Annotated in this window: 16 protein-coding genes and 1 tRNA gene; 14 read left to right on the top strand and 3 right to left on the bottom strand. The window is 69.6% G+C overall.

Annotated features, from left to right (window positions below; all coding sequences use genetic code 11):
- Positions 1-45: 45 nt before the first annotated feature.
- Entirely contained in the window at positions 46-1,329 is a 1,284-nt protein-coding gene (locus ABD655_RS11975; RefSeq protein WP_344714209.1) for an HNH endonuclease signature motif containing protein, read from the bottom strand.
- Between the two features lie 274 nt (positions 1,330-1,603).
- On the opposite strand from ABD655_RS11975, the gene ABD655_RS11970 reads away from it, so the two are divergent.
- Positions 1,604-2,203, top strand: coding sequence for a gamma carbonic anhydrase family protein (locus ABD655_RS11970; RefSeq protein ID WP_344714207.1), 600 nt, complete (start codon positions 1,604-1,606; stop codon positions 2,201-2,203).
- Positions 2,204-2,250: 47 nt separating this feature from the next.
- Here the strand turns inward: ABD655_RS11970 and ABD655_RS11965 are convergent, their stop codons facing one another.
- Entirely contained in the window at positions 2,251-2,448 is a 198-nt protein-coding gene (locus tag ABD655_RS11965; protein ID WP_344714206.1) for a hypothetical protein, read from the bottom strand.
- Between the two features lie 50 nt (positions 2,449-2,498).
- Positions 2,499-5,189, bottom strand: a complete 2,691-nt coding sequence (locus tag ABD655_RS11960) for a phosphoenolpyruvate carboxylase (protein ID WP_344714204.1) — start codon at positions 5,187-5,189, stop codon at positions 2,499-2,501.
- A 157-nt stretch (positions 5,190-5,346) separates the two neighbouring features.
- Here ABD655_RS11960 and nhaA point away from each other — a divergent pair, with 157 nt between their 5' ends.
- From nhaA to ABD655_RS11895, 13 genes are all read left to right on the top strand, one after another.
- Positions 5,347-6,549, top strand: coding sequence for a Na+/H+ antiporter NhaA (gene nhaA, locus ABD655_RS11955; protein WP_344714202.1), 1,203 nt, complete (start codon positions 5,347-5,349; stop codon positions 6,547-6,549).
- On the top strand, positions 6,546-7,229 hold the full coding sequence (locus ABD655_RS11950) for a nucleoside triphosphate pyrophosphohydrolase (protein WP_344714200.1): 684 nt from the start codon (positions 6,546-6,548) through the stop codon (positions 7,227-7,229). Before nhaA ends, ABD655_RS11950 begins: the two co-directional genes overlap by 4 nt.
- A gap of 31 nt (positions 7,230-7,260) precedes the next feature.
- A complete protein-coding gene (gene hisS / locus ABD655_RS11945) occupies positions 7,261-8,520 on the top strand; it encodes a histidine--tRNA ligase (RefSeq protein ID WP_344715840.1) in 1,260 nt (419 codons plus the stop codon).
- Between the two features lie 97 nt (positions 8,521-8,617).
- Positions 8,618-9,286 (top strand): O-methyltransferase, encoded by a 669-nt coding sequence (locus tag ABD655_RS11940; RefSeq protein WP_344714198.1) that lies wholly within the window; start codon positions 8,618-8,620, stop codon positions 9,284-9,286.
- Positions 9,287-9,398: 112 nt separating this feature from the next.
- Positions 9,399-10,679 (top strand): phosphopyruvate hydratase, encoded by a 1,281-nt coding sequence (gene eno, locus ABD655_RS11935; RefSeq protein ID WP_344714196.1) that lies wholly within the window; start codon positions 9,399-9,401, stop codon positions 10,677-10,679.
- 131 nt (positions 10,680-10,810) lie between these two features.
- The gene (locus ABD655_RS11930; protein WP_344714194.1) at positions 10,811-11,287 is read left to right on the top strand and encodes an FtsB family cell division protein; all 477 of its coding nucleotides are present in this window, start codon (positions 10,811-10,813) and stop codon (positions 11,285-11,287) included.
- A 58-nt stretch (positions 11,288-11,345) separates the two neighbouring features.
- The gene (locus tag ABD655_RS11925; RefSeq protein WP_344714193.1) at positions 11,346-11,864 is read left to right on the top strand and encodes a DUF501 domain-containing protein; all 519 of its coding nucleotides are present in this window, start codon (positions 11,346-11,348) and stop codon (positions 11,862-11,864) included.
- Positions 11,861-13,129: a S8 family serine peptidase gene (locus ABD655_RS11920; protein WP_344714191.1), complete on the top strand. Its 1,269-nt coding sequence runs from the start codon at positions 11,861-11,863 to the stop codon at positions 13,127-13,129. Before ABD655_RS11925 ends, ABD655_RS11920 begins: the two co-directional genes overlap by 4 nt.
- A 34-nt stretch (positions 13,130-13,163) precedes the next feature.
- Positions 13,164-14,561 (top strand): NAD(P)/FAD-dependent oxidoreductase, encoded by a 1,398-nt coding sequence (locus ABD655_RS11915; protein ID WP_344715838.1) that lies wholly within the window; start codon positions 13,164-13,166, stop codon positions 14,559-14,561.
- A 32-nt stretch (positions 14,562-14,593) separates the two neighbouring features.
- Positions 14,594-14,667 (top strand) — tRNA-Leu (locus tag ABD655_RS11910).
- A gap of 307 nt (positions 14,668-14,974) precedes the next feature.
- On the top strand, positions 14,975-16,204 hold the full coding sequence (locus ABD655_RS11905; RefSeq protein ID WP_344714189.1) for an alanine racemase: 1,230 nt from the start codon (positions 14,975-14,977) through the stop codon (positions 16,202-16,204).
- Positions 16,201-17,511: a D-arabinono-1,4-lactone oxidase gene (locus ABD655_RS11900; RefSeq protein WP_344714188.1), complete on the top strand. Its 1,311-nt coding sequence runs from the start codon at positions 16,201-16,203 to the stop codon at positions 17,509-17,511. Before ABD655_RS11905 ends, ABD655_RS11900 begins: the two co-directional genes overlap by 4 nt.
- An 86-nt stretch (positions 17,512-17,597) precedes the next feature.
- Complete coding sequence (locus tag ABD655_RS11895) at positions 17,598-18,167, top strand: LemA family protein (protein ID WP_257522847.1); 570 nt, start codon at positions 17,598-17,600, stop codon at positions 18,165-18,167.
- The last annotated feature ends 51 nt before the right edge of the window (positions 18,168-18,218 follow it).

Genomic DNA, 18,218 nt, shown 5'->3' with positions numbered 1-18,218 from the left:
TGAGCGGGATTCGGGCGTGCCGAGGCGCGCCCATGGCCCATCGGCTCAGAAGGGCGGGGGAACGCCGTCGGGTGGCGCGAAAGCGGATTCCGGTACGAAGCTCACGCTGCTCGGCGGCCGGTCGGTGTAGCGACGCCGCGTCGGACTCGTCCACTCCAGTACGCCGCCACCGATCTGGGTGACCTTCCACTCCGAGGCGTGCTTGAGAGTGTGGTGCCGACGGCACAGGTTCGCCAAGTTCTGATGCCCGGTCACTCCGCCGCGTGCGGCGTCGGTCGTGTGGTCCACGTCACAGCGCCACACCGGCATCCGGCATCCGGGGAACCGGCAGTGCTCGTCGCGCACGGCGAGGAACCGGCGGAGTTCGGCGCTCGGACGGTAGCGGTCGACGGCGAGCGGCACGCCGGTGTGCGGGTGGATCATCACGCGGTCCCAGCCGGGAGCATCTGCGGCGAGACGTCGTGCCGTGGCGGAGTCGATGGGTCCCTGACCGGCGAGGAGTGCGGGCTCGTCGCTGAGACCGGCCGCCGTCAGAACGGGGACGGTCACCTGAACCCGGCCCCCGATCGCACCGAGCGCATCCCGGTCGCCGTGAGCGGTCGGCGTCGCGGTGAGGAGGATATCGGCGAGGATGTCGGCCCGCAGCTCGCCTATCGAGCGGGAGTCGGGCGGGTGCGGACTCGCCGGAGCGTTCGCGGTGCACACGTCGTCCGCGGAGATATCCGGCGTGGGGAGGCCCGCGTCGCGCACGGTGTGCGCCATCTGGGTGAGCCGGTCGCAGATCGCGTACGCGAGCGTCGACGGGACGTCCGCGAGAAGGCGCGCCATGCCGTCCTCGAGACCGATCACGCGCACGTCGCGATTCGCCCGCGCCACGCGGTGACGTTCATCGATGGAGGTCGGGTCGATGCGCGCCGCAACCACTCGTGCGAGAGCACGCAGCCGCGCAGGGCTTTCGTGTGCTGCCGCGTCCAGCAGCTGACGTTCGTAACGGACGCGTTCCGCCGCATCGCCGATCCCTGCCCCCGCGTCGCGAATCGCCGCCACGTGTCCCGCGTCGATCAGGCCCGCCCTCCATGCGTCGTGTGTCGCTCGGAAGGAGGTCAGGAGTGTGCTCGCGTCCCCGATCCGAGCCTGAACGGTTCGATCGCTCATCCGCATGGCGGAACCGAGTTCCGCGCAGATCTCGCGAAGCGGCAGGTCGTTGTCGGTCCGCAGGCGGCCCTCGACGCGGCGCTCTTCGGTGCGGGCGATCATGAGGTCGACGGCATCCGCCAGGAGTGACGCTTCGTCGGCCTGCAGCGCTGCGATGGCTGCACGATTCTCCACGACTCTGGTTACGAGGTCATCGAGATCTTTCCATACCCCGGGTCCGTCGCTGCCGACCGCGTGCCCCATCGGATCTCCGCATCAAATTCTGCCGATCAGCGCTCTTGGGCACGTGCGCTTCGTGGCTCCACAATAGCATAAAAAGACGAATTCGTGCGTCCGGTGGGCAAGTAAATGCTCATCGAGTCTCGAATAAAGAAGCTAACCGGCCCCGCCGGATGCCGCCGAGTCGCCGACACGGCGGCACTACGCTGGCACTGATCGAGGAGGACACGTGCAGTTCGAGCATCTCGGGGCCAAGCCCCGCATCCACCCTGACGCGGTCATCGCGCCGACGGCCGTCATCAGCGGCGACGTCCAGATCGGTGCGGACTGCCAGGTGCTCCATGGCGCCGTGATCACCGCCGAGGGCGGTCCGATCACCCTCGGTGTGAACGTCATCGTGATGGAGAACGCGCTGATCCGCGCGAGTGCCACCAACGCCGTCCACATCGGCGGCCACACCCTGGTCGGCCCGATGGCGAGCATCTCGGGCGCGACGATCGGCGACGAGGTCTTCCTGGCGACGGGCACCCGTGTCTTCAACGGCGCGCGGATCGGCGAGCGCAGCGAGGTGCGCATCAACGCGGTCGTACACCTGCGCTCCGTACTCCCACCGCAGAGTGTGGTGCCGATCGGATGGGTCGCGGTGGGCGACCCGGCGCTGATCCTGCCACCTGAGAGGCACGAGGAGATCTGGGCTGCGCAGAAGGAGCTCGACTTTCCCGGCTACGTGTTCGGCATCGACCGCGACACGCCAGACCTGATGATCCAGCTCACCGAGCGCTACGGGCGCAGCCTGGCCCGTCACGACCGCGACGTCCGGCTCGACTGACTCGCCGCTGCGCACGCTGCGGTGCACAGGTCGGGATGGCGCGAAGCTCAGCGCCAGTGCAAGCCGCAGGCGCGGCAGAAGAACTCCACGTCGACGTCCCCGCTCTCGCGGCGCACTTCATCCCCGCGGTCGAGCTCGAGCACGAACCAGTCACGCTCCCGCTCGCTCACCTCGGCCGATTCGCACGCCGGGCACGCCTCAGCGAGCTGCACGGCGCTGCCGGTGTCATCCCACGTCCTGGTCATGGCGCCCAAGGTACTCGCCTGAGCCGGCCCATCGGCCGGCGACGCGCCCGTCACCCGGTGTTCTGCAGTCCTGCCGCGACCCCGCTGACCGAGAGCAGCAGGAGTCTCTGCTGCTCGGGATCGGCCGGTGCGCCGGAGGCCGCGTCGGCGCGCAGCGCGCGGAGCGCACGCAGCTGAAGAAGCGAGAGAGCATCGACGTACGGGCTGCGCATCTTCACGGCGCGCTGCAGCACCGGCTTGTTGTCCAGGACGTCGGAGCCGTCGGTCACCCGCAGGACCCAGAGCCGGGTCAACTCCATCTCCTCCAAGACCAGCTCGGCGAGATCCTCGCGGTCGCCCAGGTCGAGGTAGCGCCGGGCGATGCGCGGATCGGCCTTCGCGAGACTCATCGCCACGTTGTCGACCATCGTGTGGAACAGCGGCCACTCCTGATACGCCCGCCGAAGCACATCCTCGTCGCCGACAGCATCCAACGCCGTGCCGAAGCCGAACCAGCCGGCGAGGTTGATGCGCGCCTGTGTCCAGGCGAACACCCACGGGATCGCCCGGAGGTCCTCGAGGGACTCCACCGAGAGCCCGCGGCGCGCGGGACGGGAGCCGAGCGCAAGCAGCCCGACCTCCTCCATCGGCGTCACCCGCGCGAACCAAGGCGCGAACCCGGGCGCCTTCACCAGTTCGAAGAACCGCTCGCGGGATGCCGCATCCATCGTTGCGGCGACGTCCGCGTAGCGCGCGGCGGCATCGCTGTTGCGGTTCTCGATCGAGGGTGCTGAGGCCATCAGCACGGCCGCGGCGACCTGGTCGATGTGCCGCATCGCGATCGCGGGGTCGCCGTAGCGGGCGAAAATGACCTCGCCCTGCTCGGTGAGCTTGAAGCGCCCGTCCACGGAGTGCGGCGGCTGGGCGAGGATCGCGGAGTTGGCGGGGCCGCCGCCACGGCCGAGCGCACCGCCTCGACCGTGGAAGAGCGTCAGTTCGATGCGGTTCTCGCGCGCCCACCCGGCGATCGCGGCCTGTGCCTCGTAGAGGGCGAGGTTCGCCGCGACGGGTCCGACATCCTTCGAGGAGTCCGAGTAGCCCAGCATGACCTCCAGGCGCCGCCCGGTCGTCTCCAGTCGTGCCGCGAACTCGGGGTGCCGGATGATCTCGGCGAGGATGCGCGGCGCGGCACGCAGGTCGTCGAAGGTCTCGAACAGCGGGATGACATCCAGCACGGGTGTCACCGCGCCCGGGCCCACGGCATACCTCGCCAGCCGATGGACGTTCGCGAGGTCCTCCGCCGACCGCGTGAACGACACGATGTACCGGCCCGCCGCACGGGGGCCATACCGCTCCTGCAGGAAGGCGACCGCGCGGAACACGTCGAGCACCTCCTCCGCGAGCTCGGTGCGCGCGGTGCCCGACTCGAGTTCTGCGAGCACCGTGGCATGGACGGCCGAATGCTGACGGACCTCGAGCTCGGTCAAGTGGAAGCCGAAGGTCTCGACCTGCCACAGCAGCTGCTGCAGATGCCCGTACGCCTGGCGTGGTGCACCCGCCTGCACCAGCGAGTCCTGCACGATCCGCAGGTCGACCAGCAGCTGCTCGGGGTCGCGGTAGGCAAGATCGGCGTTCCGCGCACGCGTCGCGGCGATCTTCCGCGCGATCAGCAGCAGAATCCGCCGATGCGGTTCGTTCGGCGACCGCTTCGCGATCTCGTCGGCCGCGTCCTCGTCGGGCGAGCGGAGCCGCTGCCACAGATTCAGAAGTGGGGCGCTCGGCGGGGTGGTGGCCGCATCCAGAGTCAGGCCCCGGCCGATGCGATGGGCCGTGCGCTCCAGCCCCAGCAGGACGTGCTCGCTCGCGATCGCGGCCGCCTTGCGAGTGACGGATGCTGTGACGAAAGGGTTGCCGTCGCGATCCCCGCCGACCCACGAGCCCACCCGCACGAAGGGGCGGACGACCGGCGCGCGGCTGCCTGCCGCCGCGCCTTGGAGCGCGTCATCGACGCGTCGGTACACGTGCGGGATGGCGGTGTACAGGGTCTCGTCGAACACCGCCATGACGGCGCGGACCTCGTCCGTCGGTGAGGGCTTCTCGGCGCGGAGGGGTGCGGTGCGCCACAGCGTATCGATCTCTTCGAGCATCCGGCGCTCCGAGCGACGCTGGTCGGCGCGTTCGCGCTCGGCATCCGGCGCCCGCAGTGCGTCGCGCTCGTCCAGCAGCGCCGCCAGGCGACGGATGCTCGTGGAGACGGCGCGACGACGTGCCTCGGTGGGGTGAGCGGTGAAGACCGGGTGGAAGCGCAGGCGCTGCAGACGCTCCAGCGCGGTCTCGTCGCCGACCTCGGCCGCCAGGCGCTCATATGCCGCGGCGACCGAATCCGCGGCATCCTCCCGGTCGGGCCGTCCGTCGCGTTCACGCAGGATGCGAACCCGCTGATGCTCCTCGACGAGATTCACGAGGTGGAAATAGCACGTGAAGGCCCTCGCCACCTCGTCGGCGCGTTCGATCGTGAACGAGTCCGCGATCTCGGCGGCACGTGCCACCGCCTCCGGAGCATCGTCGGTGTACGCGTGGATCGTCGCGACGCGGAGGCGCTCCACGTCTTCGTAGAGACCCGCGGATCCGCTCTCGCGGAGAACTCTGCCCAGGAGCGAGCCGAGCATGCGCACGTCTGCGCGCATGCGCTCGGGGATCTCCTGCCCCGCTTCGAATCTGCCGACGAGATCGATCGCCTCGGTCTGGGTGAGTTCCCGCATGCGCTCAACGGTAGTGCGGTTGTGTTTCCTGCTCGTCACACCGTCCCGGCCCGAAGACGGGACGCGGTCGCCGATAGACTCGGAGTCTGGAGTGCCGGGAAGTCTGGTCGGCGACGGTGCGCGCGCGCCCACCGACCACCTCGATGAAAGGACCCCCGTGTCCCTGCTTCGCTCGGCCCGCTTCCCCGCCATCGTGTTGCTCGTCGCCGCCGTCGCGGCGCTGCTGATCGCCAACTCTCCGCTCGGCCCGGGCGTGGTCGGGCTCAAGGACACGTACATCGGCATTCCGGGCGTCTTCGAGATGTCGGTCGGGCACTGGATCCAGGACGGCCTGCTCGCGGTCTTCTTCTTCATGGTCGCCGTCGAGCTCCAGTTCGAGCTGACCAACGGAGAGCTCAACTCCGCCCGCAAGGCACTCCAACCCGCCATCGCCGCGGCGGGTGGCGTGATCCTGCCGATCGCGGTCTTCCTGTTCTTCGCCGCGGGCTCGGACTCGGCGCGCGGCTGGCCGATCCCGACCGCGACCGACATCGCCTTCGCGCTCGGCGTGCTCGCGGTGTTCGGCAAGGGCCTGCCGTCCGGCATCCGCATCTTCCTGCTCGCGCTCGCCATCCTCGACGACATCGTGGGGATCGTGTTCATCGCCGTGCTGTTCACGGACGGCGTCAACCTCGCGATGCTCGCCCTCGCCGCGCTTGCAGTGATCGTGTTCGGAGTGCTCAGCAGGCAGCTCGATTCGCGGGCTCGGATCCCGGTCACGATCGCGCTCGTGATCGTCGGGATCGCGACGTGGGTGCTGGCTTACGAGTCAGGCGTCCACGCGACGATCGCCGGAGTCGCGCTCGGGCTCGCGATGGCCCAGCGACCGGCGCTGCGCACCCGCCACGCCCTCGAGCCCTGGGTCAACGGCGTGGTCCTTCCCCTTTTCGCATTCTCCGCCGCCCTCGTGATCATTCCCGCGGTGTCGCCGTCGCAGCTCGCTCCGGCGTTCTGGGGGGTGCTGATCGCGCTCCCGGTCGGAAAGGTCATCGGCATCACCCTGTTCGGCTGGATCTCGCTGCGTATCGGCAACCGCGGCGCGGCGCCGCACATGTCCCTCGCCGATCTGCTGGCGGCGGGCGCTCTGGGAGGAATCGGATTCACCGTGTCACTGCTCCTGTCGGAACTCGCGTTCGCGGCCGATCCGCTCCTGCGCGACGAGGCCACCCTCGGCGTGCTCGGCGGATCGCTCATCTCCCTTGTCGTGGCCGGAGCGCTCGTCGCGCAGCGGGCGCGCCATTATCGTCGCGTCGCGCGCACTGACGCGGGTGACGCGCAACCGGTGGCTCCTTCGACACCCACCGGAGGGCAGCTCGCATGACCTCGGGCGAGGATGAGAAGGAGTCGGGTTCCGACGCGCTGCGCGCCGCCGCGGAGACGATGCACCAGGTCCGCGACCGATGCGTCTGGACCCAGCGCGTCGATCATCGTGCGCTCGTGCCGTACCTCGTCGAGGAGAGCGCTGAGCTGATCGACGCCGTCGAGACCGGTTCGCGCGCCGAGCTGCGGGAGGAGCTCGGCGACCTGCTGTGGCAGGTGCTGTTCCACGCCGAGATCGCGTCGCGCGATCCGGACGACCCGTTCGACATCGACGACGTCGCGCGGAGTTTGACCGACAAGATGGTGCACCGGCATCCGCACGTGTTCGCCGGGGAAGTCGCCGAGACCCCTGAGCAGGTTCTGATGCTGTGGAACGCCGCCAAAGCCGCGGAGAAGCATGAGCGCACGAGCGTGCTGGACGGGGTCTCGGAGCGCATGCCTTCGTTGGCCCTCGCCCAGAAGCTGATCGGCAAGGCGTCCGCGGTGGGGGTCGATGCAGGCCGGACAGCAGCGGATGCCGTCGCCGCCGCGCCGCGCTCGGAGGCCGAGCTGGGTGAGGCGCTGCTGGCGCTGGTCGCCGTGGCGCGCGCGAACGGGTGGGACGCCGAACGCGCGCTGCGTGAGCGTCTGCGGACGCTGCAGTCCGCGGTGCGGGACGCCGAGGCGGACCTGGGACAATAGGGGCGTGGCATCGGTCAACCCTCCTCGCGGCATGCGCGACTTCCTTCCCGCCGAAAAAGCGCGCCGCGAGCGCGTTCTCTCCGTCATCCGGCAGCGCTATCGCGCGCACGGCTTCGACGAGATCGAGACCCCGGTGATGGAGGAGTACTCGCGTCTTCACGCCGGAATCGGCGGCGACAACGAGAAGCTCGCGTACAACGTGCTCAAGCGGGGTCTGGACGCCGACGCGATCCGAGCGGCGGCAGATGACCCCTCCGGTCTGGCCGACCTCGGGTTGCGCTACGACCTCACGGTGCCCCTCGCGCGGTTCTATGCGAGCCACCGCGCCGAGCTGCCCGCCGTGTTCCGCGCGATCCAGGTGGCGCCGGTGTGGCGCGCGGAGCGCCCGCAGAAGGGCCGTTACCGGCAGTTCATGCAGGCCGACATCGACATCATGGGGGATGCCTCGCCGCGGGCCGAGGCGGAGCTCATCGTCGCGACGCTGGACGCGGTCGACGCGCTCGGACTCGAAGGCGCCACCGTACGCATCAACGATCGCCGCGCGCTGGACTGGATGCTCGACAGCTTCGGGTTCACCTCCGACGAACGGCCCGGCGTGCTCATCACGATCGACAAGCTCGACAAGATCGGCCCGGACGGCGTGATCCGGGAGCTCCGCGAACGAGGCGCGACGCCGGCCGCGGTCGACGAGTTCTACGGATTCCTGCACCGTCCCCCGCTGCCCGAGTACGACCCGTACGGTGAACGGCCGATCCGCAGCGTGCTCCCCGACGGCGCGCCTGACGACGTCGTGGCGGACCTCGTGGCGATCGGCGACGCGGTATCGGCAGCCCGATCGGACGACGCCCGCATCCCCCTCGTCTTCGACCCGTTCCTCGTGCGCGGCATGGGGTATTACACCGGGACGATCTTCGAGCTGGCGCACCCGAGCGTGGAGTATTCGCTCGGCGGCGGCGGCCGCTACGACGGCATGATCGGCCGATTCCTCGGGCAGGACGTGCCGGCGGTGGGGTTCTCGCTGGGCTTCGAACGGATCGTCGATCTGGTGACGGATTCCGACCGGGCGACCGAGCGGTCGATCGTTCTGGTGCACGACCGCGACGTGCCGCTCGACGAGCTGATCGCCCTCAAGGCGTCGCTGACCGGCGGGGGAGCGCGGGTGCGGCTCGAGCAGCGCCCGAAGAACCTCAAGGCGCTCCTGGAACGTGCGGCATCGGACGGGTACATGTCCTTCGCCACGGTCGCCCCGGGCGCCGCCGTCGACGCACTGGAGTTCAAGCCCCTGGCGTGACCGGTGCGCAGCGCTCGCGCAAAGACGGCGCGGCAGTGGTCCGCACGGCGCGATTGCGCCCCTTGCGCGCGTGGGGGAGCCTCGCCAGGCTGGCGACATGGCCGATCCGACTCCCGATCTCTGGCGTCGCGTCGACGCTTACCTCACCGACACCCTCGTCGGGCATGATCCTGCGTTGGAGACAGCCGTGGCAGACCAGCATGCCGCGGGGCTTCCGCCGATCGAGGTGGCGCCGGTCAACGGCAAGTTCCTGCATCTGCTCGCCCGCATCGCCGGCGCACGGCGTGTGCTCGAGATCGGCACGCTCGGGGCCTATTCCACGATCTGGTTGGCGCGCGGCATCCCGGAGGACGGCGTGGTCGTGACGATCGAGGCGGAACCCGACAACGCGGCGGTGGCGCGCTCGAATCTCGACAGGGCCGGCATCGGACACAAGGTGGACATCCGGGTCGGACGTGCCGAGCAGGTGCTCCCGACGCTCGCGGGTGAGGGATCGTTCGATCTGGTCTTCATCGACGCCGACAAGGAGTCGAACACGATCTATCTCGACTGGGCGGCGCGCCTCGGGCATCCGGGCACCGTCGTGGTCGTGGACAACATCGGCCGCGGCGGCGAGGTGGCGAACCCCGCCACGATGAATCCGCAGGTGATCGGGACGCAGCGCGCACTCGAACTGCTCGGCCGCGATCCCCGGTTCGATGCGACGGCCCTGCAGACGCTCGACCTCAAGGGCTGGGACGGAGTCGCGATCGCCATCGTGGTCTGAGAGGGCCATCCCCTCCGGCGCGGACCTGTGTCGCGGCATCCCCGTCACTAGACTCGACTGCGGACCGACGACGCTCCGCCCCGCCCCCTCACGAACCAACAGGGAGTCCTCCGTGGCACTTATCGAGGCAGTCAACGCGCGCGAGATCTTGGACTCGCGCGGAAACCCGACCGTCGAAGTCGAGGTCCTCCTCGACGACGGCATCGTTCAGCGAGCGGCCGTCCCGTCCGGTGCGTCCACCGGCGCGTTCGAGGCCTACGAGCTGCGCGACGGTGACAAGACCCGCTACGGCGGCAAGGGCGTGCTGAAAGCGGTCGACGCCGTCATCGACGAGCTCGGCCCCGCCATCGAGGGTGTGGACGCCAGCGAGCAGCGCATCATCGACGAGATCCTCATCGAGGTCGACGGGACTGAGAACAAGGGGCGCGTGGGGGCCAACGCCATCCTGGGTGTCAGCCTCGCCGTCGCAAAGGCGGCCGCCGATGCGGCCGATCTGCCCCTCTTCCGCTACCTCGGCGGGCCGAACGCGCACGTCCTCCCCGTTCCGCTGTTCAACGTCATCAACGGCGGATCGCACGCCGACAACGGCATCGACATGCAGGAGTTCTTCCTCGCGCCCATCGGCGCCTCGACGTTCGCCGAAGCACTCCGCTGGGGCACCGAGACCTACCACGTCCTCAAGGGCGAGCTCCTGGCCGCCGGATACGCCACCGGCCTCGGCGACGAGGGCGGCTTCGCGCCCGATCTGCCGAGCAACCGCGAGGGCCTGGACTTCCTCATCGCGGCCATCGAAAAAGCGGGCTTCACACCCGGCACAGAGATCGCCCTCGGCATGGACGTCGCGGCCACCGAGTTCTACCGCGACGGATCGTACGTCTTCGAAGGCAAGAACTGGACAGCCGAGCAGCTCACCGAGTACTACATCGAGCTCGCCGACGCCTACCCGATCATCACCATCGAGGATGCCCTCGCAGAAGACGACTGGGATGCCTGGAAGCACCTGACCGACAAGCTCGGCTCGAAGATCCAGCTCGTCGGGGACGACCTCTTCGTCACGAACCCGACCCGCCTCGCGGACGGGATCAAGCGCGGCGTCGCGAACTCGCTGCTGGTGAAGGTCAACCAGATCGGCACCCTCTCGGAGACCCTCGACGCCGTGGACCTGGCGCACCGCTCCGGCTACACCACGATGTTCTCGCACCGCTCCGGCGAGACCGAGGACACCACGATCGCCGACCTCTCCGTCGCCGTGAACTCCGGTCAGATCAAGAGCGGCGCGCCCGCCCGCAGCGAGCGCGTCGCGAAATACAATCAGCTTCTGCGCATCGAGGAAGAACTGGGCGATGCGGCCGAATACGCCGGCCGCTCGGCATTCCCGCGGTACCAGGGATAGCCCACCGTAGACCGAGCCGCGCTGCGTGGCAGCGTGCGAATGAGAGGGGAGCCGTGGACACCTCGACGGCTCCCCCTTCTCGCAGCCCTCGGCAGGGGCGCGCTCCCCGGCGCAGGGCAGCGCGCCGACCGGTGGACGTGCGAGGGTGGCTCGGCGGCATCCGCCTGTCGGGATTCATGGTCATCATGCTCGGCCTGGTGGTGCTCGCCGCGTTCGTGCTGGTCCCCACGATCGGCACGTACGTGGACCAGCGCCAGCAGATCGCGGCTCTGCAGGCCGCGGTGGAGGTCAGCCGCGACGATGTCGCCGACCTCGAGGCGCAGCGCGACCGATGGACCGATCCGGCGTACATCACGACACAGGCGCGACAGCGCCTGTACTACGTGAAGCCCGGCGAGGTCGTGTACCTGGTGGACAATGATCTGCCCGCCGCCCTGGTGCCGCAGGAGCAGGCCCCCGTCAGCGACGAGGTCGAGAAGACCCGCACGGACTGGATGGCGCAGTTCGTCCGCTCCGTCACCGAGGCCGGGATGGCCCAGACCGTGAGGCCGCCGTCCATCGGCGTGCCCGATATCGCGCCGGAAGAGACCCCCGTCGGCACCCCATGACGTCGCCGGGCGTCGGCGACCAGCGTCGTCCCAGCCGTGGAACGGTACCCTGGGCGGCGTGACCACCCCGCCGTTCCCGCCCGTCAGCGAGACCGACCTGCGCGTCCTGCGCGCCCAGCTCGGACGACCCGCTCGCGGTGTCGTCGGCATCGCCGCGCGCTGCGTGTGCGGCAACCCCACCGTGGCCGCCACCGCGCCGCGTCTCGAGGATGGCACTCCGTTTCCGACGTTCTACTACCTGACTCACCCCGCGGCGACCGCGGCGATCTCGGGCCTGGAGGCCGGACAGGTGATGCGCGTGCTGAGCGACGAGCTCGCGGCGGATTCGGACCTCGCCGCCGCGTACCAGCACGCCCACGAGGCGTACCTCCACGACCGCGCGGGGTTCGGCGAGGTCGACGAGATCGTCGGGATCTCCGCCGGCGGCATGCCGACCCGGATCAAGTGCCTGCACGCGCTCGTGGGGCATTCCCTTGCGGCGGGCCCGGGCGTCAACCCGATCGGCGACCGCGCATTGGCGCTGTCCACCTGGTCGCCCGAGCGTTGCGTCTGTGCCGAGCCGGGAGCCGGTGCATGATCCGGCCGCTGCTGACCCTCTGTGCCACGGCGCTGGCCGTCGTCCTGCTGACCGGGTCGACCGCAGTCCCCATCGCGGCCGCAGAGGATCCGGTGCGGGCGGCCGAGTACTGGCTCGATGACTACGGGATCAAGACGGCATGGGCCACCACGCGTGGCGCAGGGGTGCGGATCGCCATCATCGACACCGGCATCGCACGCGGCCCGGTCGAGTTCGAGGGCGCCGTCGTCGGCGGGATCGACGTGTCGGGAACCGGAGCGTCGGACGGTCGCGCACCGGTCGGCGCCGTCGACTCCAACCATGGCAGCTGGGTCGCCTCGCTCGCCGCCGCGCGTGGCACCGGCCCCTCGACCGGGATGATCGGCGTCGCCCCGCAGGCGGAGCTGCTCTCGGTCTCCGTCGGTTTCGGCTCCTCCGCGAAGGTGCCGTTCACCCAGCAGATCGCCGAGGCGATCCGCTGGTCGGTCGACAACGGGGCCGACGTGATCAACCTCTCGCTGACCACGAACACGCCGGACTGGGACGCGAGCTGGGACTCGGCGTTCCTTTACGCCTATGAACACGATGTCGTCGTGGTGGTCGCCGCGGGTAACCGCGGCAGCGGCACGTCGCGCGTCGGTGCACCCGCCACGATCCCGGGGGTCCTGACCGTGGCCGGAGTCGACCCGGCCGGGCGGGCGAGTCTCGAGGCCTCCACCCAGGGCATCACCATCGGCGTCTCGGCGCCGAGCGAGGACCTGGTGGGCGTGTCGGCGGACGGCCGGCTCGTGCTGTGGAACGGCACCAGCGGCGCCGCGCCGATCGTCGCCGGCGTCGCGGCCCTCGTGCGCGCGGCGCACCCCGACCTGGACGCCGCGAACGTCATCAACCGCATCATCCGGACGGCGCGCCCGGTCGCCTCCGCCCGAGCTGTCCCCGACCCGCTGTACGGCTACGGACTGGTGGATGCCGGCGCCGCCGTGTCGGCCAACGTGCCCGCCGTGACCGCGAACCCCATGGGCAGCCTCGAGGAGTGGATCCGCCTCTACCGGCGTGCGGAGACCGACCCCGAGCCGGCGCCGACCGTGAAGCCCGTCGAGGTGGCGCCGCTTCCTCCATCGGATGCCGCGCGTCGTGTGCCCACGCCGCTGCTGCCCTCGACCGATACGCTGCTCTATGGCACTCTGCCGCTGATGGGCGGATCAGCCACCGCTATACTGGTGGCTCTCGGCGTCACCGCAGCTGTCCGACGTATCCGATTGGCGTCACGGGCGCCGAGCCGCTGACACCCCCAGGAGTTATTCCCACGTGAGCAACACCGTGCCAAAAATCCTCATAGTCGGTGGCGGCTACGCGGGCTTCTACACTGCCTGGAAGCTCGAGAAGCATCTCCGCAGGGGCGAGGCCGAGGTCATCGTCGTCGACCCGTTGCCGTACATGACGTACCAGCCGTTCCTGCCCGAGGTCGCGGCGGGCTCGATCGAAGCACGGCACTCCGTCGTCGCGCTGCGCCGCCACCTCAAGCGCACTAAGGTGGTCGCGGCCAAGGTGACCGGGATCAACCACGCGAACAAGGTCGCCACGATCACGCCGATCGCGGGTGAGCCGTACGAACTGGAGTACGACCAGATCGTGGTCACCGCCGGCGCGGTATCGCGCACGTTCCCGATCCCGGGCATCGCCGACAATGCGATCGGACTCAAGACGATCGAGGAGGCCGTCGCCATCCGCGACCGCCTCATGTCCAACTTCGACAAGGCCTCCACGCTGCCTCCCGGTCCCGAGCGGGACCGCCTGCTGACGGTCGTCGTGATCGGCGGCGGGTTCGCGGGCATCGAGGTGTTCGCGGAGCTGCGCTCGTTCGCGTCGGCGCTCGTCGCACGCTACCCGGAGATCACTTTCGACGACACGCACTTCCACCTCGTGGAAGCGATGGGCCGCATCATGCCCGAGGTGTCGCTGAAGACCAGCGAATGGGTGCTGAAGGACCTCGCCAAGCGTGCCGCATACGTGCACCTGGACACGCAGGTCACCGGTGCGGTCGGCGGCAACGTCGAGCTTTCCACCGGAGAGGTGATCCCGAGCGACCTGATCATCTGGACGGCCGGAGTCATGGCGAACCCGACCGTCGTCCGCGGAGGCGACCTGCCGGTCGAGGAGCGCGGTCGCATCCAGACCCGCGCCGACCTGCGCGTGGGGACCGATGACGAGATCGTCGAAGGTGCCTGGGCCGCGGGGGACGTCTCGGCCGTTCCGGACCTGTCCGGCGGGGGCGTGGGCGGATACTGCGTTCCCAACGCCCAGCACGCCGTCCGACAGGCGAAGCTGCTGGCGATGAATCTCGTGGCCGTGCTGCGCGGCGAACTGCCGCGCGAGTACTTCCACAAGAACCTCGGTGCGGTCGCCGGACTCGGCCTGTACAACGGCGTCTTCCAGTCCGGGAACCTCGCGCTCAAGGGTTTCGTCGCGTGGGTTGCGCACCGTGGGTACCACGGCCTGGCGATGCCGTCATGGGAGCGCAAGTTCCGAGTCGTGTGCGGGTGGTGGAACAACCTCTGGCTGGGTCGCGACCTGGTCAACCTGCAGGCCGTGCAGGACCCGCGGTACGTCTTCGAAGAATTCGCCGCACGCCCGCGTCCGCCCCAGCCCGTCGAGGCGGCACCCGCGAAGGTGGCTGTCGTGGCGGATGCGCCCAAGAAGGTCTCCGCGCGCGGCTGACCGGTACCGTGGAGGCGGCGCCGCGTGCGCACGCCCCCGTAGCCCAACCGGCAGAGGCAGGCGACTTAAAATCGCCCAAGTGTGGGTTCGAATCCCACCGGGGGTACGGTGCCGGGCGCCGTCCGCAGGACGGTGCGCGGCGCCGTTTCTGGCGCAGTGATTCGAAGCCTTGGGTGGGCCCCCGCCGCCGGAGGCTCCGTGCGCGGCGTAGCCGCGAGCGGAGGGGCGGTGGGGACGAATCCCACCGGGGGTACGGTGCCGGGCGCCGTCCGTAGGACGGTGCGCGGCGCCGTTTCTGGCGCAGCGGCGCCGTTTCTGGCGCAGCGGCGCGCGGGTGCGGCCATCGACGGCTGTGGCGCGCCGGAGCCTTAGGCTTACGCCATGTGTGTCCCTTCGCCGCAGACCATGATGCGATGACGATCGACCTGCTCGCCGGTGCTGACTCGGCAACGCCGTGGACGGACCCCGCTGCCTACTGGACGTCGATGGGCCACGCGGTCGAGGGACTCTCTGGGCCCGTGGCCGCACTGAACCTCGCCGCTCTGCGCTACAACGCCCTCGACATGCTGGTGCGGGCCGCCGGAGTGCCGATCCGCGTCGCGAGCAAGTCCGTCCGGGTACGCGAGGTGATCGACGCCGCGCTCGCGCTGCCGGGGTACTCCGGCATCCTGGCCTTCACCCTTCCTGAAGCGCTCTGGCTGGCCGAAGATCATGCGGACGTCGTGATCGGGTACCCGACCGCGGACCGAGCCGCCCTGGCCCGGCTGGCAACCGATGAGCGGGCTGCCGCGCGTGTGACCCTCATGGTGGACGACCTGAGCCAGCTCGATCTCGTCGATGCGGTCGCGGCCCCCGCCACACGGGAGACGATCCGCGTCGCCATCGACGCCGACGCGTCGTGGCGCGCTCCGGGACTGGGTCACATCGGCGTGCGGCGCTCACCCGTGCACGAGCCGGGCGAAGTGGCGAGCCTCGCCCGCGCGATCGCTGCTCGCCCCGGCTTCCGTCTCGTCGGTCTCATGATGTACGAAGCCCAGATCGCAGGGCAGGGGGATGCCACCGGCGCCGGCGACGGCGTCATCCGTTGGATGCAGCGCCGGTCTGCGCAGGAGCTCCTCGACCGGCGTGCCGCGATCGTCTCGGGGCTGCGGGACATCGCGGCCTTGGAGTTCGTGAACGCCGGGGGAACGGGCTCGCTCGAGCTGACGGCATCCGATCTCGCCGTCACCGAGCTCACGGCGGGAAGCGGTCTGATGGCGGGTCATCTGTTCGACGGCTATCGCGCCTTCGACCCGGCCCCGGCGGCTGCCTTCGCTCTCGAGGTGGTGCGCAAGCCGATCCCCGAGATCGCAACGGTCCTCGGCGGCGGCTGGATCGCGTCTGGGCCGCCGCTGGCGTCGCGCCAGCCGCTGCCGGTGTGGCCCGCAGGGCTGGCCACGCTTCCTCGCGAGGGCGCCGGCGAAGTGCAGACGCCGCTGCGAGGCGAATCGGCGCGGACGCTCACCGCGGGCGACCGGGTGTGGTTCCGTCACGCCAAGAGCGGCGAACTGGCCGAGCGGGTCGATCGCTACCACCTCGTCGAGGGCGAACGGCTGATCGGCGACGCGGCGACCTACCGGGGCGAGGGGAAGACCTTCCTGTGACCCGTCTCGGTGGAACGTGGCAGAACTGGAGTCGCACGGAGTCGGTCCGGCCGCAGCGCATCGAGCTGCCCGCATCGACCGCTGCCGTGCAGCGCGCCGTCAACGCTGCCGCAGCGCGCGGCATGCCCGTCAAGGCGATCGGCGCCGGTCACAGCTTCACCGGCATCGCCGTTGCGGTCGGCGTGCTGCTGGATCTCACCGACCTGACCGGGCTGGTCTCCGTGGACCGCGACCGCGGACGGGTCACGCTGCGCGCCGGCACGCGGCTGCACCAGGTGCCGAAGCTGCTCGCACCGTACGGACTGGCCATGCAGAATCTCGGCGACATCGATCGCCAGTCCATCGCCGGGGCGATCTCGACCGGCACGCACGGCACGGGAGCGCGGTTCGGCGGCCTCGCCACTCAGGTGACCGGCGCGACCCTGGTCACGGCCGACGGGCAGCTGCTCACGGTGGACGAGAACGAGAACAGCGAACTGCTCGGGGCCGTCGCGCTCGGTCTCGGCGCGCTGGGCATCCTCGTGGAAGTGACGCTCCAGTGTGTCCCCGCCTTCCTGCTGCACGCGGTGGAACGCCCCGATCCGCTGGATGCGGTCCTGGACTCCCTGGACGCCCTGGTCGCGGCATCCGATCACTTCGAGTTCTACTGGTTTCCGCACACCGATCGGGCGATGACCAAGACGCACACCCGCCTGCCCGAGAGCGCCGTGCGCGACCGGCTGCCACCGCTGCGCAAATGGGTCGACGACGTCGCGCTCGGCGGTGTCGCCCACCAGGTCGCCTGCAGTATCGCGCGGACCGTGCCGGCCACCGCGCCGGCGATCAACCGGCTCTCGTCCAAGGTGTGGAGCGACCGCGAGTTCACCGATGCGTCGTCCCGCGTCTTCGCGACGGAGCGACTCGTCCGCTTCCGCGAGATGGAATTCGCGCTGGCTGCCGAGAACGTCCGACCCGCGTTCGATGCGGTGCGGACGCTGATCGAGGACCGGGCGTGGCGCATCGCCTTTCCCGTCGAGGTCCGTTTCGCCGCAGCCGATGACCTCTGGATGTCCACCGCGCATGGGCGCGCCTCCGGCTACATCGCGGTGCACCGCTACTGGCGAGACGATCACACGGAGTATTTCGATGCGGTGGAGCAGATCATGGTCGGGTTCGACGGCCGCCCGCACTGGGGCAAGCTGCACTCGATGGATGCCGCATCGCTGCGCGGCCGCTATCCCCGGTTCGACGAGTTCGCAGCGCTCCGCGATCGTCTGGATCCGAACCGGATGTTCCGCAACCCGTACCTCGAGCGTGTGCTGGGGTGAGTATGGGCTGGGAGTCGTGAGACGGCTCTCATGATGCGCGGTGTGCGTCGCTAGGATGAGAAAAACCTCGAACGGAGTCGCACGCTATGTGGGAATGGTTGATCCCTGTACTGATCGTGGTGGCGCTGGTCGTCATCGTCGGCATCTACTTGTGGGCGACGTACAACTCGCTCGTCGCGCTGAACGTGCGCGTCGACGAGGCGTGGAGTGACATCACGGTGCAACTCAAACGTCGAGCCGACCTTCTGCCCAACCTCATCGAGGCGGTGAAGGGCTATGCGGCCCATGAGAAGGCCGTTTTCGAGAATGTCACGCGTGCACGCGCAGAGACGCTCACGGCGGGTGGCCCTGCCGAGGCCGGCGTGGCCGAAGGCCACATGCAACAGGCGCTGAAGTCCCTCTTCGCGGTCGCAGAGGCGTATCCCCAGCTGCAGGCGAGCCAGAACTTCCTCCAGCTCCAGCAGTCGATCGTCGACACCGAAGACAAGATCCAGGCGTCGCGCCGCTTCTACAACGGCGGCGTGCGCGAGCTGAACACGAAGATCAAGGTCTTCCCGAACAATCTCTTCGCACGCAACCTCGGTTTCCACGAGCGCGAGTTCTTCGAGGTCGTGGACGGCGCGGCGATCTCAGAGCCGCCTCGAGTTCAGTTCTGAGGCGAGCCGGATCACTGCGGGCGAAGCCCGCATTGATGCGGCTCCGCCTCA

Source organism: Microbacterium terregens (genome assembly GCF_039534975.1).
Classification (GTDB): Bacteria; Actinomycetota; Actinomycetes; order Actinomycetales; family Microbacteriaceae; genus Microbacterium; species Microbacterium terregens.
This window is presented reverse-complemented; position numbering and strand designations above follow the sequence as displayed.